This is a genomic window from Myxococcus sp. CA033 (genome assembly GCF_013336625.1).
In the GTDB taxonomy this organism is placed as follows: domain Bacteria; phylum Myxococcota; class Myxococcia; order Myxococcales; family Myxococcaceae; genus Myxococcus; species Myxococcus llanfairpwllgwyngyllgogerychwyrndrobwllllantysiliogogogochensis.
This window is the reverse complement of sequence record NZ_JABUMU010000033.1, coordinates 1-19,801: the sequence shown is the minus strand read 5'-3', so window position 1 is coordinate 19,801 and position 19,801 is coordinate 1. Positions and strand designations below refer to the sequence as shown.

General features: G+C 68.6%; 17 protein-coding genes. 6 read left to right on the top strand and 11 right to left on the bottom strand.

Annotated features, from left to right (window positions below):
- Positions 1-14: 14 nt before the first annotated feature.
- From HUA78_RS47020 to HUA78_RS42180, 7 genes are all read right to left on the bottom strand, one after another.
- Entirely contained in the window at positions 15-1,142 is a 1,128-nt protein-coding gene (locus HUA78_RS47020) for a uracil-DNA glycosylase family protein (protein WP_174478798.1), read from the bottom strand.
- A gap of 200 nt (positions 1,143-1,342) precedes the next feature.
- The gene (gene coaBC / locus HUA78_RS42205) at positions 1,343-2,575 is read right to left on the bottom strand and encodes a bifunctional phosphopantothenoylcysteine decarboxylase/phosphopantothenate--cysteine ligase CoaBC (protein WP_141649046.1); all 1,233 of its coding nucleotides are present in this window, start codon (positions 2,573-2,575) and stop codon (positions 1,343-1,345) included.
- Between the two features lie 63 nt (positions 2,576-2,638).
- The gene (locus HUA78_RS42200; RefSeq protein ID WP_174478797.1) at positions 2,639-5,617 is read right to left on the bottom strand and encodes a carboxypeptidase regulatory-like domain-containing protein; all 2,979 of its coding nucleotides are present in this window, start codon (positions 5,615-5,617) and stop codon (positions 2,639-2,641) included.
- A 154-nt stretch (positions 5,618-5,771) separates the two neighbouring features.
- The gene (locus HUA78_RS42195; RefSeq protein WP_254614508.1) at positions 5,772-6,194 is read right to left on the bottom strand and encodes a hypothetical protein; all 423 of its coding nucleotides are present in this window, start codon (positions 6,192-6,194) and stop codon (positions 5,772-5,774) included.
- A gap of 131 nt (positions 6,195-6,325) precedes the next feature.
- Positions 6,326-7,612 carry a Stp1/IreP family PP2C-type Ser/Thr phosphatase gene (locus HUA78_RS42190; RefSeq protein WP_141649049.1) on the bottom strand — a complete coding sequence of 429 codons (1,287 nt, stop codon included), beginning with the start codon at positions 7,610-7,612 and terminating at the stop codon, positions 6,326-6,328.
- 61 nt (positions 7,613-7,673) lie between these two features.
- Positions 7,674-8,186 (bottom strand): FHA domain-containing protein, encoded by a 513-nt coding sequence (locus HUA78_RS42185; RefSeq protein WP_141649050.1) that lies wholly within the window; start codon positions 8,184-8,186, stop codon positions 7,674-7,676.
- A gap of 52 nt (positions 8,187-8,238) precedes the next feature.
- Complete coding sequence (locus HUA78_RS42180) at positions 8,239-8,715, bottom strand: hypothetical protein (RefSeq protein ID WP_254624210.1); 477 nt, start codon at positions 8,713-8,715, stop codon at positions 8,239-8,241.
- 270 nt (positions 8,716-8,985) lie between these two features.
- Here HUA78_RS42180 and HUA78_RS42175 point away from each other — a divergent pair, with 270 nt between their 5' ends.
- The 3 genes from HUA78_RS42175 (at position 8,986) to HUA78_RS42165 (ending at position 11,564) form a co-directional block, all read left to right on the top strand.
- Positions 8,986-9,192 (top strand): hypothetical protein, encoded by a 207-nt coding sequence (locus HUA78_RS42175; protein WP_141649336.1) that lies wholly within the window; start codon positions 8,986-8,988, stop codon positions 9,190-9,192.
- A gap of 123 nt (positions 9,193-9,315) precedes the next feature.
- A complete protein-coding gene (locus tag HUA78_RS42170) occupies positions 9,316-9,960 on the top strand; it encodes a DUF4349 domain-containing protein (RefSeq protein ID WP_174456819.1) in 645 nt (214 codons plus the stop codon).
- A gap of 299 nt (positions 9,961-10,259) precedes the next feature.
- On the top strand, positions 10,260-11,564 hold the full coding sequence (locus tag HUA78_RS42165; RefSeq protein ID WP_174478796.1) for an acetyl-CoA carboxylase biotin carboxylase subunit family protein: 1,305 nt from the start codon (positions 10,260-10,262) through the stop codon (positions 11,562-11,564).
- A 184-nt stretch (positions 11,565-11,748) separates the two neighbouring features.
- Here HUA78_RS42165 and HUA78_RS42160 read toward each other — a convergent pair whose 3' ends face one another.
- Positions 11,749-12,093, bottom strand: coding sequence for a hypothetical protein (locus HUA78_RS42160; protein ID WP_174456821.1), 345 nt, complete (start codon positions 12,091-12,093; stop codon positions 11,749-11,751).
- A gap of 38 nt (positions 12,094-12,131) precedes the next feature.
- Positions 12,132-12,416 carry a hypothetical protein gene (locus HUA78_RS42155; RefSeq protein WP_174456822.1) on the bottom strand — a complete coding sequence of 95 codons (285 nt, stop codon included), beginning with the start codon at positions 12,414-12,416 and terminating at the stop codon, positions 12,132-12,134.
- A 377-nt stretch (positions 12,417-12,793) separates the two neighbouring features.
- Between HUA78_RS42155 and HUA78_RS42150 the strand changes: the two genes are divergently transcribed.
- Complete coding sequence (locus HUA78_RS42150; RefSeq protein ID WP_174478795.1) at positions 12,794-15,562, top strand: Ig-like domain-containing protein; 2,769 nt, start codon at positions 12,794-12,796, stop codon at positions 15,560-15,562.
- A 56-nt stretch (positions 15,563-15,618) separates the two neighbouring features.
- On the opposite strand, the gene HUA78_RS42145 is transcribed toward HUA78_RS42150, so the two are convergent.
- The gene (locus HUA78_RS42145; RefSeq protein WP_174478794.1) at positions 15,619-15,765 is read right to left on the bottom strand and encodes a hypothetical protein; all 147 of its coding nucleotides are present in this window, start codon (positions 15,763-15,765) and stop codon (positions 15,619-15,621) included.
- 77 nt (positions 15,766-15,842) lie between these two features.
- Positions 15,843-16,985: a hypothetical protein gene (locus HUA78_RS42140; RefSeq protein ID WP_174478793.1), complete on the bottom strand. Its 1,143-nt coding sequence runs from the start codon at positions 16,983-16,985 to the stop codon at positions 15,843-15,845.
- A gap of 272 nt (positions 16,986-17,257) precedes the next feature.
- Here HUA78_RS42140 and HUA78_RS42135 point away from each other — a divergent pair, with 272 nt between their 5' ends.
- Both HUA78_RS42135 and HUA78_RS42130 read left to right on the top strand, forming a co-directional pair.
- Positions 17,258-18,016: a tetratricopeptide repeat protein gene (locus tag HUA78_RS42135; RefSeq protein ID WP_174478792.1), complete on the top strand. Its 759-nt coding sequence runs from the start codon at positions 17,258-17,260 to the stop codon at positions 18,014-18,016.
- Between the two features lie 493 nt (positions 18,017-18,509).
- Positions 18,510-19,406: a hypothetical protein gene (locus HUA78_RS42130; protein ID WP_174478791.1), complete on the top strand. Its 897-nt coding sequence runs from the start codon at positions 18,510-18,512 to the stop codon at positions 19,404-19,406.
- The last annotated feature ends 395 nt before the right edge of the window (positions 19,407-19,801 follow it).

The window sequence follows — 19,801 nt, the reverse complement described above, 5'->3', positions numbered from 1 at the left end:
CCCCCGAGGCCCCGCTATGCGCGCGAGCCCGGGTTCTTGCCGAAGATCTTCATCACGGCTTGCAGGTCCTCCCACGCCTTGCGCTTCTCCGCTGGATTGCGGAGCAGGTACGCGGGGTGGAAGGTGGGCATGAGCTGAATGCCCTCATAAACGCGCCAGGCACCACGCATTCGGGTGATGGGCGTGGAATCGCGCAGCAACGTCTGCGCCGCGAACTTGCCCAGGGCCACGACGACCTTGGGCTGGATGGCCGCGAGCTGCGCCCGGAGGAACGGCTCACACGCGGCGATCTCGTCCGGCTCCGGATTGCGGTTGCCTGGAGGCCGGCACTTCACCACGTTGCAGATGTAGATGTCGTCGCGACGGAAGCCCATCGCCTCGATCATCTTCGTCAGGAGATCTCCCGCGGCGCCCACGAAGGGAACGCCCTGCAGGTCCTCGTTCTCGCCCGGCCCCTCGCCGACGAACACCAGCTCCGCGCGAGGGTTGCCCGTACCAAACACGATGTTCTTGCGGCCCGAGCACAGCTTGCAGCGCTGGCAGTCTCCCAGCTCGCGACGCACCTGGTCCAACGTCGGCCGCTCCCCGTCGACACTCCCTGGCAACGCGGTGGTTCCGCCCGGAGACGACCGGGGAACGTCGAGCAGCGTCCCTGCGCTCGCGGGAGCGGCGGGACGAGACAGCGGCGCGCGTGCCGCCACGGGTGCCTCCGCGCGAGGAGGAGGCGCGTCGACGAGCGGACGCGACACGGGCGCCGCGCGGCTCGAATCCGGGGGACTCGCGGGAGGGCCAGGTCGACGCTCGGCCATCGAGGGCGCGCTCGGAGGCGTCGCACCGGGCAGCACCTGCGCGGGGCCGGGACGGCGCTCGGCCATGGGGGAATCGACGGGGGGCGTCGCACCGGGCGAGCCCTGCACGGGGCCAGGTCGGCGCTCGGGCGCGGCAGCCGTGGGCTCGGCCGCACCACCGGGCCGAGCAAATCGCGAACGCATGGAGGGGGCGAGGCGCTGAAGCTCGGCCGCCGCCTTCGCGTCGATCATCAGCAACCGGCCAGCACCGTCCTCCTGCCAGAGCAGGTGACGGCGCACGTCCTCGAGCACGGCGCTCAGTTCCTGCGAGGCATCGGGCGAGTCGTCGTTCACGGTGGTGGATCGGTATCGGACGACGGGACCGAGCGCAAGGAAGCGGTCATCCTTCGCGACCGTACGCCTCTCGCCACGGCGGGCCCACCGGCACCCACCGGGTCAAGTCCTCGCTGGGCCCACACATCGCGTCACAGACCTGTCGCTCGGACGTCCTGGAGCGGCATTCAGCCCTGTCCGTCGATTCCAGGCCCCGCCGCTCAGCCGTTCGCCGGGCGTTGTTCCACCAGCAGCAGTTCGAGGATTCCCCGGGCCACCGCGTCCTTGGTGCCCTGGAGCTCTCGTGGCGAGCCGGCGCGCGTCAACACCGTCACCCGGTTGGTGTCGGTGCCGAAGCCCGCGCCGGGCGCCGTCACGTCGTTGGCGACAATCGCGTCCAGGCCCTTGCGCTCCAGCTTCTCGCGTGCGTGCTCCAACACCCGCTCTGTCTCCGCGGCGAAGCCCACCAGCACCGGACGCCGCGCCTGCCCCGCCACCTTCCGCGAGGCCTCCGCCAGCACATCCGGCGTGCGCACCAGCTTCAACGTCTCCGGCCCGGAGGCGGCGCCCTTCTTCACCTTCTGCGCGGCCCGAGTCTCCGGGCGCCAGTCACTCACCGCCGCCGTGGCGATGAATACGTCCGCCTCTCCAACCCTCCCCAGGACCTCGCGCGCCATGTCCTCGGCGGACACGACGTCGACGACTTCCAGCCCCGCGCGGTCCACCGCGCCCACGGGCCCCAGAACCACCGTCACCGAGGCGCCCAGCGCACGCGCCGCATGCGCCAGCGCCAGTCCCATCTTCCCCGTGGAGGGGTTGGAGATGAACCGCACCGGGTCCAGGAACTCGCGCGTGGGGCCCGCCGTCAGCAACACCCGCTTGCCCGCGAGCGGCCCCGGGGCGAAGCGCGCGGCCACTCCCGCGACGATGGCCGGCACCTCCGCCAGCCTCCCCTCACCCACGTCGCCACAGGCCAGCAGGCCCGCGCCAGGGCCGACGAAGGAGAAGCGCGCATGTGCCAGCAGCGCCGCCACGTTCTCCTGCGTCATCGCGTTGTCCCACATGGCCACGTTCATCGCCGGGGCCAGCACCACCGGCCCGCGGAAGGCCAGCAGCGACGTCGTCACCGCGTCGTTGGCCATGCCCGCGCGCACTCGCGCCAGCAGGTCCGCCGTCGCGGGAGCCACCACGAAGGCCTCCGCCCAGCGCGCCAGGTCCAGGTGCCCGAAGTTCCCCTCCTGCGAGGGGTCGAAGTAGTCGGTGAGCACCGGATGCCCGCTGAGCGCCTGGAAGGTGAGCGGGGTGACGAACTGGCGAGCGGACTCCGTCATGGCCACCCGCACCTCGGCGCCCGCCCGACCCAGCTCGCGCACCAGCTCGCAAGCCTTGTACGCGGCGATGCCACCGGCCACGCCCACCACGATGCGACGGCCCTTCAGTGCCGATACGTCCATGCGGCTTCCTAATGCGCCCGCCCGTCGGCTCGCAACCGAAGCAGTGCCCAAGCCACCGACGCGTCAACGCCCCAGCGTCAATTCGCCCCGCGAGGGCACATCCACCACGCGCACCTCCGGGCCACCGGGCGTCTCCACATGGAACGCGCCCCACACCACCGTGTAGCGGCCGGGAGGCAGGCCCGACACGATGACCTGCTCGGTGCGAGGCTGATAGACGAGGTGCGCCCACCGCGAGCGCATCAACTCCTGTGCGGGCGGGTTGCTCGACACCGGGACTTCTCCGGCCACCACCCAGAGCGCCTTGCCCCGCTCGGGCTTGAGCTGCACCGTGAGCGAAGCGCTCCCGGGCGAGGGGCCCAGGTCCAGGTGCATCTCCGCGCCGCCCACCTGGACCACCAGCGCGGGCTCCCCCGAGTACTCGAGTCCCGAGCCCAGCATGAACCGGTAGCTGCCCGGCGCCACGTCCACGGAGTAGCCCCCGTCAGGACCGGTGACGATGGTGAGCGGCTCGCCTCGGTCGCCATTCACCGCCTCGACTTCGATGCCCGCCGCCGGCTGTCCGCCTGGACGGAACACGCGACCACTCAGGCGCGTGGCCTGCTTCAGCGTCAGCTCCAGCGCCGCGCGATTCCCGCGCTCCACCGCCTGCGTTCCGCTCAGCCGGCCCTTGCGCGCGGAGACGGTGTAGCGCGCGACATAAGGGGGGCTCGCCAGCGTGAAGCGGCCGTCCGGTCCCGAGAGCACCGACTCGTCGCACACCTCGCAGGAAACCACCGCATCCGCCACCGACCCTCCGCTCGCGTCCCTCACCAGGCCACTGATGCTCGGCAGCTTCTCCAGCACCAGGTCGCCCAGCTCGGGTGACACCGGGCGGTCCACCATGAGCGGCTCGTAACCGGAGGCATCCACCGCGACGATGACTCGGTCGCCCGCGGTGGGCAGCGCCAGTTCGAAGCGGCCATCCGGGCTGTCCACCTGATGCTCGTCCATCCGGAAGCGGCGCACCGGAGCGCCGTCATCGCCGACGACGCGCCCCCGGAAGACATCGCGCTTCTTGAGCACCACCTTCACCGGCGGCCCGCCCGCCTTGCCTTCCGCGCGCTCCGTCTGGTCATAACCGGAGTGCTTCACCTCCAGGCGATAGCCCCGGTCCGGGCGCAGTGAGCGGAACTCGAAGTGGCCCCGCGCGTCGCTGATGACAGGCTCCGCGCCCCGCGGCACCACCGACAGAGAGGCACCCGCCACGGGCGTGCCTTGCGTGTCCACCACGTCGCCCGTCAGGGGCGCACCGGGCTTCAGCTCCGCCTCCAGCTTGAGCGTCTGACCCTCCACCACCGTCACCTGCCGCCGCTCGGAGGGCTGGTAGTCCGGATGCGAGGCCACCATCGAGTAGGACCCTTCCGGAAGCCCGCGCATGGGCACGACGCCATCGGGGCCGGAGGGACGGTCACTCCGGAAGATGCCCTCCTGATCCACCCACAGCACCACGTCCGCGCCTTCCACGCGCCGACCGCCGGATGACACCGTCACCTCCAGCGCGGCATGAGGCTCCAGCGGAAGCTCCACACCGGAAGCCGGCGCCGTCACCTTCACCTGACCACCGCCCCACTCCGAATGGTGCGCGTGCAGTTCATACAGGCCCGGCGTGGGCACCTGCGCCGCGAAGCGCCCTTCCCCATCCGCCAGCACCGACTCGCCCGTGGGCTGCACCAGCACCGACACGCGGGGCGCGGGACGTCCATACTCGTCCATCACCCGTCCGGTGATGAGCGTGGCGCGCTCCAGTTCCAGCTCCAGGGTCGTCTCGCCCTTGCCCACGCGAGCGGGCAGCTGAACGTCGCGGAAGCCTTCCGCCTTGCCCTCCAGCAGGTACTCGCCCACGGCCAGTGGCCCCAGCTCCACCAATGCGCCCGTGGCCGCGCGCTCACGCCGGACGAGTTCGCCCCGCGAGGTGCGCAGCATCAGCTCCGGAGTGGGCACGGGCTGTCCGGCCTCGTCGACCACCGTGACGAGCAGCTTGCCCGCCTCCTCCAACTCCAGCGTCACCTGCGTCACGCGCGCGTCGAGCGTCAGCGTGCGCGGGGCCGAGCCCAGACCCGGGGCCTCCGCCGTCACCACCAGTTCGTCCGGATACAGGCCGGTGAAGCGCACCACCTCGCCTTCGGTGCGCAGCTCACGCGACAGATGGTCGGCACGAAGGCGCACCGTCGCGGCCGCGGGCTGGCCCTGTCGCATGACGCGAACCTCGAGCGTGCGCGCGGGAGTCAGCTGCAACCGCACCGGCTGCGGCCCCGCCTCGACGTGAGCCTCCACGGCGGGCAGGTAGCCTTCCGCCATCGCCAACACGTAGAAAGGCCCTTCGCCCAGGCCATCCAGCGAGAAGGCCCCTTCCGCGCCGGACTCCGCCTCGAAGGGCAGCGGCACGCGACGGGAGACGGCGTGTACGCGAGCGCCCTTGAGCGGCTGCCCCGCTTCGTCCACCACCTGGCCTCGAATGGAGCGCAAGGGCGGGAGGTACAGCTCCACCGGGTCTCCCGGGGCCGCCCTGTCCCTCAGCGCCACACCCAACCCCGAGGCGCGAGCCCACACGGAGAAGGACACACCAACGAGGTGCTCGAAACGGAAGCGCCCTTGCTCGTCCGTGCGCACCGTCGCGCGTGGACTGAGAAAGCCTCGCTCCTGCTCGAAGAAGGCGAGCGTGTGCAACGCGGACTCGCGGGCCGGGCAGGACAGGAGCGCCTGGTCGCACTCGTCGCAGCGCACGTCCGCCAGCGTCCGCTCGGCGCTGGCCGCGAGGAACACCTCCGCCCCCGACACGGGCTTGCCCGACGCATCCAGCACGCGGCCGGTGAGCGCCAGGCCCTCCTGGCCTCCCGAGGAGACCTCCACCGCGGAGAACTCGGGCAGCGACTTCGGCGTGGAATCCAGGGACGCGGCGGACGCAGGGCTCCGAGGCCCACTCTCGGAATGGGACCAGAGCCAGGCTGCCCCGGCCACCACCAGGGCGGAAATCACCCCTATGAGAATCCAGTTGCGCATGCGCACGTCACTCGGACCTTAGCCCGCGGCCGGGCCCGGAACGGGTGATTCCCTCCGGAAATTCCGGACCCCGTCCTCTCCCGGACGCTCCCCCCATGACGCGTTCCCACCCGGTGGCCTGCGTTGCCACCGGGGAAACACCGTCATGCGTTGGTCACTGCTTCGTGTCGTCCTCGAGCGCGTCCAGTCGCTTCTCCACCCGCTCGAAGCGCGCGTTCGTCGTATCCGCCAACGAGCCGAGCAGCCGAGCCATGCGGCCCGCATGTGTCTCCATCCGCTGGAGTCCACCGGACAGGCCACGAAGCTCACCCGCCACCGTCTCCATGTGCGTCATCATGACGTCCATGTTCGCGCGCAGGGAGTCCGTGCTCGCGCTCAGGGAGTCCACGTTCGCGCGAAGCGATTCGATGTTCGCCTGCATCGCGCCCATGTTGGCCTGCATCACGCCCATGTCCTCGCGCATCACCCCCATGCTCTTCAGCACGAAGCCCATGCTCGAGGCCATGACTCGCGTATGCGTCCGCGTGGTCTGCATCTCCTCCCGGAGCTCCGCGACCTCGCCGATCAACCGCACCATGACATCCCGCCCCACCGCCCTCGCCATCCGACCTCCCACCATGGTTTGGCGGGAAGCTACATGGCGGGTCTGACGAGGACCGGACGAGACAACGGAACCACGACGGGTGCGCTGGCTCATGGTCGGTCTCCTCACTCTTCAGCGAAGGGCTGGATGGCCTGCGCCACGGCGAGCTCCTGTCGGGCCTCGCTCAACTCCGAGTTGGTCGCGCGCAGCCGGTCACTCAGCACCTGCACGAAGCTCCAGAGCATCTTCACCGCGAGGATGGACTCGCGCTTCATCAGCCCCATCAGGTCCGGACGGGAGATGACCATGGTGCGCGTGGGCTCCGTCGCGCGCACCGTCGCCGAGCGCGGCGCGTTGTCGATGAGGCCCATCTCTCCGAAGTGGCCGCCAGAACGCAGCTCGGCGATCTCCACGCCGTTCTTCTCGATGGCCACCCGGCCCCGGATGACGACGAAGAGCTCCTCGCCCGGCTGCCCCTCCACCACGATCTCCCGGCCCGCGGGATAGGTGCGCGTGGTGGCGATGGACAACACCGCCGTCTGCTCCTTGTACGTGAGGTGACGGAAGAGCGGAATCTTGCGCAGCGCCTCCATGCGCGACTGCGCTTCGCTCGTCTCCTCGTTGGCCATGGCGGCGCTGTCGCCGGCCACCTTCACCACCACCGCGGTGATGTTGTCCTTGCCACCGCGCTCGTTCGCGATGTCGATGAGCCGCTTGGGCAGGTCCGCCGGCTGAAGCCCCGACACCAGCGGCAGCATCTCCTCATCCTCGACATAGCCGTGCAGGCCGTCCGAGCAGAGGACGAACATGTCGCCGGGCACCAGGTCCACGATGAGCGTGTCCACCTGGACGGATTCCTGGATGCCCACCGCACGCGTAATCACGTTGCGGTACTGCGACGTCGCCGCCTGCTCCTTGGTGATGGTGCCCGCCTTGAGCTGGGCGGCGACGAGCGTGTGGTCCTCGGTGAGCCGGTGACACTGCCCGTGCCGCACCAGATAGACGCGGCTGTCGCCCACGTGGCCGATGACGGCCTTGTTGCCGCCCACCGCCAGGCACACGAAGGTCGTCCCCATGCCCCGCTTGGTCGAGTCCGTCATCGCCGTGCGGTAGATGTCCGCGCACGCCCGCTGGACGGCCACTTCCACCAACGCCGCCGCCGCCGAACGACTGTCCGCCGTGGGGTTGTTGCCCAGGTCCTTCAGCAGATGCCGGTTCGCGGTGATGTGCTGCTTGACCACCTCGGTGGCCCGATTGCTCGCCACCTCTCCCGCCGCGTGCCCGCCCATGCCGTCGGCGACCACGTACAGGCCGAGCGGCACGTCCACCAACATCGCGTCTTCGTTGTGCTGCCGCTTGCGGCCGACGTCGGTCAGTCCGAAGGCTTCTGTGGTCAAGGCCACCGCGAACACTCCCGTGTGTGACTGTAGGCGACTCCGCACGTTATGCAGGCCGCTTGAGACGTGGCAAGGCTCAGGGAGCCATCCGAACCGCGAGCATCCTGACAAAGCCGCTTGCCGTGTAGAACGCCAGCTCCACCTGTCCGAAGCGCAACCGGACGCCATCCTCCAAAAGGACGGGCTTGCGAGGGGTGAGCCGAACCCCGCTCAGCCACGAGCCATTCTTGGAGCCCGCGTCGGTCAGCAGGAAACCCGCCTGGGCTTCATCACGGGCCAACCAGGCGTGGAATCGCGACACACTGCCGTCATCCAGCACCACGTCGTTGTTCCCCGTGCGGCCCACGGTGACGCCCCGGCCGAACGCGTTCGTCCGGCACTTCACCACCGGAAACACCACCGGCTCGTGGGCCCCCAGCGTCGGCGGCCCCGCGTTGGTCACCGTCTTCAACCGGTACTCCTCCTGGTCCGCCAGGCTCTCCACCACCGCCGGAGGCGAAAAGACGAGCAGCCCGGGCGGCAGGTGCCGCTCGAGGTCGCCCCGGTTGCGCAGGTACCGCGAAACATGGGCGCTCAGCAGCTCGGGCATACAGGGGGCGCGGGAGGGGGGAGATTCCCGCGAAACCCAGTCTACGCGGACTTCACCGCCAATCCACGAACAACCCGAGCAGCGGGCCACCCACGAAGCTCCGGCCCAGGTAGCGCCTCTTCAGGCCGAAGGGTTCCCCGTAGCCCACGGCGAGTCCCAGCGCGAACGTGTCGAACTGGTAGCCCGCCTGGAGGCGGCCCTCGATGATGCCCACGGTGTTCTTGTCCGCGGGGGCGCCGCCGTCGAAGTGGGCGCCGTAGAAGACGGGTCCGCCCGTCACCTGGAAGCCCCAGTGAAGGCCGTGGGGCAGGTGGTTGCGGTAGCCGACCCCCACCTGCGCGGTGTGCTCGTAGTACGAGCCCAGCAGCGTCTCCGGCTTGCCTGCTTCCGGGGTCGGCATCGACGCGCCCCACCCCACCCCACCCTCGAGCAGGAAGACGAAGGCGTCCTTGCGGTCCTGGAAGAAGGCCCACTCCCACTGCACCTTCAGGCGCGTGGTGAGGAGCTCCTCGCGCAGAGAGGCGCCCACGAGGACACCTCGGGGCAACCAGGCGGGTGTGGGCGAGGTGTGCACGCGGCGCGGACGTGACTGGGCTTGGGCGGTGGAAACCAGACCCAGCGTAAAAACCAGCAAAACGAAGAGCTTGCGGTCCATAGGAACCATCTTCCCGCCACGGAGCGGAGCGCTTGTCAACGAAGTGTTGGGTTGGCTATGACGCGTTCGTTACCTGCGGATGGATACGGAGCCGGGCCTTGCCTGGAGCCGCCCACCGTGGGGCACCAAGGAGCGGGACACCGCATGCCAGTCGTGACAGTCCGGGCCAGCAGCAGCAAGCAGGGCTCGGTGAAGTTCGACACCCTGGTCCGCAAGGCCACGGAGAAAGCCTCCGACCTGCTGGGCCAGAGTGATCGAGTGCTCGTCGTCTACGAGAAGGGGTGCGCGAGCATCTACTACGAGGGTGACGGCGTGCAGCCGCTCCCCGCCCCCGCCTCCCGCGTTTCCTGAAGTCGTGGTTCCCTCCGTCGGTGCCCTCCAGGAGGGGGCGCTGACGCGTGAGGATGGAACGCGAATAATCGCAGGTGTGTCCTGGAGGAAGTCCGCGACTGTCCTCTCTCTCCAAGGAACTCCGTGCGCCCGCTCCTCCTCGTCCCCCTCTTCGCACTCGTCGCGTGCTCCACTTCTCGTGTCCACGAGCGCGGGGACGTCATGGACGGCCTGGCGACGGGCGGCGCCCCGGGAGCGGCCGAGCAGAACCGGTCCATCATCCACCGCGCCACGGTGCAGTTGGAGCGCGACGAGCCGGAGCAAGGGCCCGCGCAAGCCATCGCGTTGGCGAAGTCCCATGGGGGCTATGCCCAGCAGGCGATGACCCAGGCCGTCGTGGTGCGCATCCCCGCCGAGCGATTCGAGGGCTTCCTGGCCGCGGTGCCCGCCCTGGGCACGGTGGCGAACAAGAGCGTCTCGGCCGACGACGTGACGGACACGCACCGTGACCTCAAGGTGCGCCTGGACAACGTGACGCGGATTCGCGAGCGCTACCTGGAGCTGCTCCAGCGCGCTGTCACCGTCGAGGACACGCTCAAGGTGGAGAAGGAGCTGGAGCGAATCACGCTCGAATACGAGACCCTCAAGTCGCGCCTGGAGGGACTGGAGGGCAGCATCGCGCTGTCCACCGTGTACCTGGACTTCCAGCGACCGGTGCGGCCCGGGCCCGTGGGCTGGGTGTTCTATGGCCTGGGCAAGGGCCTCAAGTGGCTGTTCGTCTGGGACTGACGCGCTGACGCGCTGAGTGCGCTCCTCGAGGAGGTGCTGTGGGCGACACATGCACCTGCCCTCTTCGACGAGAGCAAGGCCCTCCAGGTCACGCTCTCGCAACGGCGCGGCATGGGCATCGTCCAGGGGCGGACGCTCGGTCCACGGACGCTCGGCGCTGGGATGACCCCGGGAGGGAAAGAAGGATCTGCTGGAGGCCGACCTCGCGAGTGAACCGTGCCCGGACGCCATCGGGGCGAGCCCGGCTTCGATTGGGCCGGCGGTGCTGGCAACCCTCTCGGGGCGATGAGGCACTTCGCATGGCCTTGATGACGACGACTTCCTCGGGCGCCTTCGTCCAGCTCGGCGCCACCCGCGATGGACTGGAGCCCTATCTCGACGCGGCTCGCAGGCGCGGACTGCAGACCATCCTCGTGGAGACGCCCGCCTATCTGAGCTGGCGGCAACAACTGGGTCGCCGCCCCTTCGACCTGGAACTTCCGGTGGAGCACCCCTCGCAGCCCGCGGAGGTCCAGCACTTCCTCGAGTCGCTGGGTGTCCCCGTGACGCTGCTGCTCGCGGGCTTCGAGCGGTACGTGGAATGCGCCTTCGCGCTCGCGCCCGTCATGGAGCACGGGCCTCGCCAGCGGTGGCCTCATGGGGCCTTCAATCCCCTGGACAAGTGGGGGCAGCGCGAGGCCCTGGCCCACGCGTGTCCCCGCGTGCTCCAGCCGCGCCACGTCAGCTTCGAGCTGGGCTCACCGGGTGCTTCGGCCATGCTCACAAGGGTGGGCTTTCCCCTGGTGGTGAAGCCCTCGAACGGGAGTGGCGGCCTGGGCGTCTTCCTCGTCGAGGATGCGCGGCAACGCGACCAGGCCCTGGCGGCGCTGGGAGAGCTGTCCAACTACGACGGCGGGCGCTTCGAGCGGGTGTTGCTCGAGGAGTTCATCGAGGGACGCGAGCACTCCATCCAGGGGCTCGCGCATGAGGGGCGGGCGCTGCTCCTCACCACCTGCGAGAAGCTCGTCACGCGCGAGCCAGCGCCAGGCACACCCGAGCTGCGTGGCTTTCGCGAGGCGGGCCACATCGCCACGCATGGAGACCGCGCGGAGCCCGCCCTGCGCGCACTGGCCCAGGCGTGCCTGGATGCCACGGGCTACCGCGAGGGCCCCTTCCATGTGGACCTCCTCCGCAATCAGGGAGGCGCCTTCTTCGTCGAGATGGGCTTCCGCCTCTCCGGAGGGGGACTCTCGGGGCTGGTCGATAGAGCCACCGGAATGAAGTGGGCGGAGCTCGTCTTCGAGACGCACCTGGGAGAGCGAGTCCCCACGCTCCCACCCTTCCGCGAAGGACCTGGCGCCTACGTGGGGCAGGTGACGTGCGCCTCCGAGGACGAGCTTCGTGCCGGGGAGACCTTGCGCGCGAAGGGTGTGACGGTGGAGGTGCAGCGCTTCGCCGCGACTCCGCCGGGGGTCGAGACCGTCGCGAGTCCCCGCCGGGAGGCGCTCGCCGCCGACAAGCTGCGCGACTCGGGTTTCGCGGGGCGCCTCGTGGTCAGCGGCACCACGCTCGAGGAGGTTCGCCACTCCCTGCAGTCCTGCATCTCCGCCCGGCTGGGCGTCTGAACAGGCGCCAGCGCTTCGCTCCACGCGAGTGGGCCCAGATGTCCAGCAAAGCCAACCGCCACCACAAAGACATACACCGCGAAATGACGCACAAGGTCAGCGACTCCGCCCCCCCGAAATGAAGAAGGCCCCAGACTCGAAAGAGAGCCCGGGGCCTCCGAGACATCGCGGACGTCAATCGCGACTACGGGTGCGGGTTGCTGCTCCAGCAGGTGGCGTAGGCATCACGCCCGCAGAAGTTGTTCGCGTAGGCATTGCACTGCCCATACGCCACGCTCTGCGTGGCCCACATCCACTCGCTGGAGCTGCGGCAGCGCCACGAACACGTGCGCCCGCCGTCCGCCCAGCCGGCACAGTTCGCGGTCCAGGACGCGCTGACTTCACCCGGAACGCGGTCTCTCGACAACACGGCCGTCGAGGGGTCCGGCAGAGCGGCTTCCTCGGCCATCTCCTCGGGAGCTCCGCCGCACGCGGAGAGGCACGCCATGGACACCAACGCCATCATCAGGGGATTCATCAGGTTCTTCATGGGAGGGATTCCTGGGGTGAAAAGGGGTGGGGCCCGACTCAGGGAATGCTCCAGCAGACGCTGTACGGATCCCTGCCGCAGTCACGCCGCGCCACGTTCTCGCACTGGCCCCACGCGACGTCGTTGTAGCCATACCAGTGACGCCAGTCGTTGGCCGTGCACTTGAACGTGCAGTGCCGCGCGCCGTGGTCATAACCCTCGCAAACACCCTGCTCCGCCTCGCCCACAGGAATCTCGGTGTCGGCCACTTCCTCCGGCGCGCCACCGCACGCCGCCAACAGGCCTCCGAACGCCAGACTGATAATCAGGGTCTTCATCTTCACGGGTGATTGTCCTTGGGGTGTGTGCCGGCGAGATGACCGACTCCGAGAACATAACCCGATTAAGCCGTCTTGATCAAACAATGAGACTTAACGGACTTACCAGCCTGGGCGGGATTCGGCCAGACAAGCCAACGCACGCTCGACTCGAAGGATGAAACAGTGAGCCGCTCCCCTCCTGGGGTCCAGGAGCCCCCACATCGTTCTTGACCGCCGGTGCCACATACAGCCGGGCCTCTTCAAGCAGCCAGCAACCCGGCAGGTGGGGGCCGAGGATACCCCACGCAGTCCCATCCGAGGTTCCTCCTCGCCGCGAACGACAGGTTTGCAGGAGAGGCACCTCCTGATCTATAGCCCCGCTCAACCAAGAGGGGGATTCAATGTCTGTGTTTCTTTGTGTCGGGCGTGCCGCGTCCCTGGTGACGACAGTGCTTGCCCTGGGAGTGTTCGCGGCCTGTGGTGGAGACAAGAGGGCCTTGCCTCCGGCGGCGAGTGCCGACGTCAAGGTCATGCTCGGCCAGGCACTGTCGGCCGACGACGTGGCGCGCATCCGAGTGGAGGTCCAGGGCCCGGGCATCCCCACCGTCTTGGGGATGGACCTCGTCCGCGATGGGAACACGTGGAACGGTACGCTCCACGACATCCCCGCGGGGGCGGACCGCTTCTTCACGGCGAACGCGTACGACGCGGCGTCCACCCTCCTCTACGCGGGCCATGCGGGTCCCATGGCCATCCATGCCGGCCGAGTGGCCGCGGTCTTCATGGTGTTGCAGCAAGCCAATCCCCTCCCGCCCTTCGAGAACGAGGCCCCCATCATCGACTCGCTCGCGGTGTCCTCCAATGAAGTGGAGCCGGGCGCATCCCTCACCCTCTCGGCGGTCGCGCACGACAACAACCCGGGTGACACGCTGACCTATACGTGGAGCGCGCCCGGGGGCACGTTCAGCCCCCCGTCCGCCGCGTCCACCACGTGGACCGCACCCGCCACCGAGGGCGTGCAGCGCATCCAGCTCGAGGTGCGGGACTCCAAGAACGCCACGGCCACCGTCACCGTCGACCTCACCGTGCGGAACGTAGGCCCGACAGGCCGCGCCGCGGTGACAGTGCGCCTCAACACCTGGCCAGAGGTGAGCGCGATGATGGGGGCGCCATCCGTGCTCGCCGTGGGTCGACCGACGCAGTTGGCGGCCTCGGCCTCCGACCCGGATGGAGACACCCTGTTCTTCTACTGGACCTCCACGTGTGAGGGCACCTTCGACTTCGTCAACGCCCCCACCCCGACGTTCACCCTGAGCGCCGCCCCTGTCGAGGGCCGGTGCGGCTTCAGCGTCTTCGCCTCGGACCTCTCTGGCGGCATTCACGACGGCACCCTCACCCTCCAGGTGGGCCCCGGCCCCCAGGTGGACATACAGCGGGTCCCCGTCGTGGACGGCGTCTCCCAGTCCTTCCAGCGTGCGGGCCTCGGCCAGCTCGTGACGTTCGAATTCACCGCGCATGACCCGGAAGGAACGGCGCTGAGCGTCTCCTGGGTGGCCTCGCAAGGCACCCTCGTGGCGACTCGCGGAAGCGGGGGTTCGGCCTCCGCGGACTGGACCGCCCCGGCCTGCTTCGACGCCCCCGCCGAGGTGACCGCCATCATCACCGACGCGAGCGGCGCCGCCACGGAGGTGACGTTCACCGTCCGGCCAGGGTCCAACACCCCTCCTTGCGACGAGACGACGGTCCTCGGTCACAGCTCCACGTTCTATTTCCAGGAGGACGGCTCCACCGTCACGCGTCCCACCGACCTGAGCACGAACTTCATCGTCGCCTGGGTGCCCACGGCGGAGGGGACCTATACGCCGCACTACGGCCTCGGACTGCGGGATGGAACCTTCGTCATCCAGGGTGTGGAGAACACGCCCTACCTGCTGCAAATCGGCACGGCCTACTACTGGACGCACAGCCGTACGCCGGACTTCAGCCAGGCGCTCGCGGGCCGCGCCGATCTGGAGCCGGAGCCCGAGGGCACGCGCTTCAACCTGAACCTGAGCGGGCTCAACCCGTGGGCCTCCGGGGACGAGCTCCAGTTCAGCACGTTCGGAGCGGGCCTCACCTACCTCAGCCTGCGGGATTGTGCCTCACCGGCCCTGGGACCCGTGGTGGGCTCGACGGTCCTCTCCGGCGGCACCGGATACAACACGTCCCTCGATTACTGCGGCAACCGGGTCGGTCGTATCGACCTGGCGCGCGGGGACACGGTGCACGTCGGCCAGTTGGTGTCGCGTGCTCCAGTCGCCGGGGGGCTGAACGTGCTCCGGGAGGTGCGCCGGGGCTTCGAGGTCTCCAGAGGGAGCCCGGGAGGCGTCGTCTCCGGGGGCGGCGCGGTCAGCCTGACGGGGACGCTCTTGCCCCAGGCCACCTCGTCGCGGACGGTGCGGATCAACGCCTCCGAGTTCGAGGCCCTGGCGCTCGCCGCCCATCCCCGCGTCACGCTGCGCAACACCCAGGACCTGACTGTCGGAGCGCTGCCGGGCTTCATGCGCTTCGGCAGCTACGCCAGTTGGTTCGACCTGGCTTTCGGCACCAACCTCGTTCCAGGCCAGCCACTCGTCACCCAGGAGCTGGAGTTCGCCGACCCCTTCCCGGCATCGTGGACCCGGTTCGCCGCAAACATCGCGGCGGGCTCCATGACCTATTCGGTGCCACGAGAGGGCGGTGGCAACACCGTGCCGGCGTCGGTCCGGTTCACCGTCTATACGCATGCGCCGTTCCAGGAAGGCGCGCCCCTGCGGCTCAGCCCCACGGTGGGCCCGCCGCGCGACCTTCGCATCAATGGCCTGGCCGCCACGGAGGACGGGCTCCAGGGCGTGGGCGAGACGCCCCTGGTGACGTGGAGTGCACCGGTCCTGGGCACGCCCACCTCGTACACCGTGCGCTTGTATGGGCTCTACGCGACGAGCACGAACCAGACGGGCCGCATCCAGCGAGCATTCTTCCGCACGACCGAGACGCAGCTCCGTCTTCCGCCGGAGCTCCTCTACCCCGGGGGCCACTACTTCCTCCAGGTGACCTCCGACGTGCGGACCGGAGGGGCTGTGAGCAGTCCCCGCTTCGACGCGCCATGGAGCGCCACCGCCCCCGCGTTCACGGGCCGCTTCCAGCGCTGAGTCACCTTTGAACGCACCGTGTCCCACGCATCAGGGTGGGGCACGGTGCGTCCTCTTCAAGTGCTCGTCGAAGTGCCTTCTTCGTCGTCTGGCCTGTCGAGGGCGGCGATGAGCTTCTTCGCGATGCGGTCGACGCCGAGGAGGGCGCGCGTGTCGAGCAGTGCGGCCCCCCGCTGCACGAGCTTCGCGTTGGCCGCGTTCACCCGCTTTCACGGCGGGCTGATGGAGGGGGCGTTTTCGTGGAGGCGGCGGCCATCGAAGCCGCCGCCTCCGAGGGGCATCAGGCCGTGTGGAAGGCCCTGGCGAAGAGGTTCTCGAGGCGCGACTTCTCGGGCTGAATCGTGCTCGCGGGCGAGGCCACGCTCGTGGCGGTGCCCAGGGCGGGACGCAGGCCCGACGCGATGCCCGGCTTGATGTGGTGACGCAGGTCCACCGCCACGTCGGACTTCAGGTGGGTTCCCACACCCGCCGCGGCATTGACGTCCGCGGCCGTCTTGAAGAAGCCATTCTCCAGCCCCACCTTGCCGCCCGCCTGGGCCGCGGCTCCCGCCACCACGCCGCCCGTGACGGAGCCATGCAGCCGGCCCAGGTGCCCGCCCGCCGTGCCGTACGCACCCGCCGTGGCGGACGCGCCCACCTGACCCGAGAGCATCGCAGTGGCCGTCCTCGGGTCCAGGCTGGCCACGCCCTCGGCATAGGCGTTGGCGGAGGCCCTGGCGTCGCCCTTCACGTACCCACCCACGTGCCGGTTGAAGTCGTGGCTCGCGCTCGCGCCCACGCCCACGCCCGTCTCCGCCTTCGCCGTCAGCGCCCCCGTGTACGCGTGCGAGTTCCTGTCCAGCGAATACCCGGCCTGGGCCTGGCCCTTGAAGCTGGTGGCATCGGCGGTGAGCTGGCCGCTCGTCACGCCATACCGGCCCGCGTGCGTCTTCTGCAGCTCGTAGGCGGCGCCAGGCCCATTCACCTCGGCCTGGGCCGACTGGTAGCGCACGCCGTTGCCGCTGTAGTTCGACGTGGAGGCCTGCATCGAGCCCACGTTGCCGCTCAGCTTGCCGCCGCCGTAGGTGTCCTTCTCGAAGGGCCGGCCCGGCCTGTCGACGAGCATGTTCTGCGTTGCGCCCGGGGGCGGCGTGAGCTTGTTGTCACCGCCGCTCACCATGATGTCCGAGGCCTGTCCCGTCGTCTTCTCCCAGGGGCTGTAGGACGGCCCCCCCTCGGGCATGCCCGGGTGCTTCACCGGCTTGGACTCCGGAGCGGTCGGCGTGCTCGCGGCGGGCTTCGTCTGCGAGGGCTTCAGGGTCTGCGAAGAGGGCGCCGAGGCGGGGAGCGTGTTGGCGCGCGCGGGCGGCTTGGGCTTGGACGTCGAGGAGGAAGGGAAGGTCGAGGAACGGGAGGGGGACGAACCAAGGCGGCGAGTACGCATGGGATGCTCCTCAAACAGTGCGGTGAGTGGTTCAGTGCGGCGGTGTCCTGTCTGATTGCACCCGACATGCCACGCTCAAGTCGCACGACGTGGGCAACGCGCCTCCCTGATTTCAACAGGTTGGAGGGAGGGACTCGGCAGGCCAGGGGCGGGCCCTGATGTTCACGGTCATCAGGGCCCTGACAGCAGTCATCCCCCCGCGAGCAGAGCGGCGGCGGTGAGTCATGGCCATCGGCAGGCTCGACACCCGCGCGGACTAGGATTCACCCTCCATGCGCTTTCGAAGGCCCGCTCTCGCCCTCTCCTCCACCGCGACGCTGCTCTTCGCTGCCTGCGCGCATGACCCGCCGGTCATCGAATGCGGGCTCCTGGGCAACCACCTCGACCTGTGTGCGGAGGAACTGGCCAGGGGGAACCTGGACAAGGCGGAGGCTCACTGCGACATGGGCCTGGAGTTCAGTCCCCAGAACCCCGAGCTGCGCGCCAACAGGGGCGTCATCGCGTTGATGCGGAATGACACCGCGACGGCGAAGCGGCACCTCCGCCTGGCGATCAAGCTCAACCCAGACCACCCACAGGCGCATTCGAACCTGGGGTTCACCTACTTCAAGGAAGGGGACCCCGAGTCAGCGCGGAAGCGCTTCAGCCAGGCACTGAGCTTGAAGCCAGACCTGCTCGACGCGCGGCATGGACTGGGGCTCGCGCTCATGAAACTCGGCCGGCGGGAGGAGGCCCGGAAGGAGTTCACCACGGTGCGGGACGCCGCCCCTGACAACGCCAACTTCCACCGCACCCTCGGGATGTTGGACTACCAGGAGCAGAACCTGGAAGGCGCGCGCCAGAACCTCGACAAGGCGGCTCAGCTCGCGCCCGAGAATCCTCTCGCCTGGCAGGCGCTGGGCTCGGTGTTGATGGAGCAGCGGCGATTCAGTGAGGCGGAAGCGGCGTTCCACCGCTGCTTGAGATTGCAGGAGGCACCCGCCGAATGCCAGACCGGGCTGGAGCAGGCCCGGCGTGCGGCGGAGCCGTGAGGAGGCTACGGGCGGGTTGAAGCCGTCATACCGCTGACCGGCATCAACGCGCTCCTATCCCGGGTTTCGTATTCCACGGCTTGACACACGATGTATCCAAGGCGCCGGCCTTCGATGACTGGCCATACCGAGTCTTCAGATGCGTCTTCATCCGCCAACCCGAACGCCAGGATCGTGAAACCTGGGCGTACGCCGCCGGCCAGCCACTTCAGATGCTCCGGAAGACTCTCGCTCGCATACCACTCCAGCCAGCCATAGAGGTCATCCGCGGGCGCGAGAACACCGCGTGGTCCTATCGCACAAGGTGCGCGATAGCAGTCCCCAAACCGCGTTACGTCTTGCACCTGGAGCTACTGAAAGGCGACCGCTCTCTCCAAAAATTGAAGCACCGCGCAACCAGCAATCGACTTTATCGATGACACGCCATGAATTGCTGGACTTCACGGCTAGTCAACTATAGACCGAACCCAACCTCCCACTCAGCGAGCTCGCCATGCTCACCGCCCACGTGCGTCTTGTTCTTGTCGCAGTCCTATCCCTCATCACCCCCTCAGTTGCGATGGCGGCCAATGCCGTCGTGGGCACTACGTATCATGGACAAACCATTACTGCGCCACCGGGGACAAGCGTCAGCGATTGGAACATCCTGGTCGTTCCCAAGTACATGGGTTACACGGAGATCGGCTCCGAGGACGACAATGCCCTCCTGCGCTTCGAGGTATCGGCTTCTCCTCTCAACAACGTTGCGTGGTCGGTCTGGGCCCGTTTCAAGTATCGTAACAGCAGTGGGCCTGGCACCTGGTATGCCGGCAGCGTCGACTTTCTGCTGGTCCGCAAGACGTTGAGCGCCGCCGGTACGCTCACGCATGGTGAGAACCTTGCCGTGCCATCGGGCACGTCGATGGCTGACTGGAACATCATCGTCAGTCCCGCGTCGGCCGGCTTCGAAGAGCCAAGCGCCGAGTTCGACAATGCCCTGCTGCGGTTCTCGACGTCCTACACCATCGTCGACAACTTCACCTGGCAGCTCCAAGCCCCCTACAAGTTCCGCTATTCCAACCAGGGCCTGTCGTTCGTAGGCGCAGGCCAGGTGAACTACCTGCTGGTCTCGCGCAACGCGAGCTTCACTGGCTTCGCCTCGGATGGCCAGACCTTCGCCACGCAGGGAAACACCGCCGTGAGCGACTGGTCGGTGCTCGTGCTCCCCTCGAGCGTGGGCTTCGAGGAAGTGGGCAGCGAGGGCGATAATGCCCTTCTGCGGTTCGAAAGCACCGTTCAGGCCTTCGACAGCTACAGGTGGCAGGCGTTCGGCTCATACAAATACCGGAATCATAACGGCAGCGGCTTCTGGTATGGAGAAACGCTCAGCTACATCGCCGTCCGCAACTGATTCAATGGGTGGGTTGGCCCTCTCTCCAGGGCCAACCCAGCATCCCCCGGGACGCATTCGTGGACTCGACCGCTCCCTGGGCCAGGACCTCCGACACCGGCCTTGGGGCGACGCGAAGCCGCGTCCCAACGGCGACGGTTCACCCCACGCGTCGCGGAGCCCGCGAAGCACCGGCGACCGAGTCCCTCACGAAGATGAGGTCGACGATACCTTCGGCCAGGACCTGCCCGGGTTCGGCCGGTGCCATGTCCCGAGGGCCCTCCCAGTAAGAGCCTCTATCAAATGTGAGGATAGAGGCTTCGGAAGAGCATGACGCAGCAGCCGAGGACGAGGAAGCCGAAGTGGACGTCGTCCCTGCGCTCGTCACGGACACGGAGCCGACGAAGTTGATTTTT

Bases quoted from the DNA above. Each gene is read 5' to 3' on its own strand.
- coaBC (WP_141649046.1), bottom strand. From the start codon at position 2,575: ATGGACGTATCGGCACTGAAGGGCCGTCGCATCGTGGTGGGCGTGGCC.
- HUA78_RS42200 (WP_174478797.1), bottom strand. From the start codon at position 5,617: ATGCGCAACTGGATTCTCATAGGGGTGATTTCCGCCCTGGTGGTGGCC.
- HUA78_RS42195 (WP_254614508.1), bottom strand. From the start codon at position 6,194: ATGGTGCGGTTGATCGGCGAGGTCGCGGAGCTCCGGGAGGAGATGCAG.
- HUA78_RS42185 (WP_141649050.1), bottom strand. From the start codon at position 8,186: ATGCCCGAGCTGCTGAGCGCCCATGTTTCGCGGTACCTGCGCAACCGG.
- HUA78_RS42175 (WP_141649336.1), top strand. From the start codon at position 8,986: ATGCCAGTCGTGACAGTCCGGGCCAGCAGCAGCAAGCAGGGCTCGGTG.
- HUA78_RS42165 (WP_174478796.1), top strand. From the start codon at position 10,260: ATGGCCTTGATGACGACGACTTCCTCGGGCGCCTTCGTCCAGCTCGGC.
- HUA78_RS42160 (WP_174456821.1), bottom strand. From the start codon at position 12,093: ATGAAGAACCTGATGAATCCCCTGATGATGGCGTTGGTGTCCATGGCG.
- HUA78_RS42150 (WP_174478795.1), top strand. From the start codon at position 12,794: ATGTCTGTGTTTCTTTGTGTCGGGCGTGCCGCGTCCCTGGTGACGACA.
- HUA78_RS42140 (WP_174478793.1), bottom strand. From the start codon at position 16,985: ATGCGTACTCGCCGCCTTGGTTCGTCCCCCTCCCGTTCCTCGACCTTC.
- HUA78_RS42135 (WP_174478792.1), top strand. From the start codon at position 17,258: ATGCGCTTTCGAAGGCCCGCTCTCGCCCTCTCCTCCACCGCGACGCTG.
- HUA78_RS42130 (WP_174478791.1), top strand. From the start codon at position 18,510: ATGCTCACCGCCCACGTGCGTCTTGTTCTTGTCGCAGTCCTATCCCTC.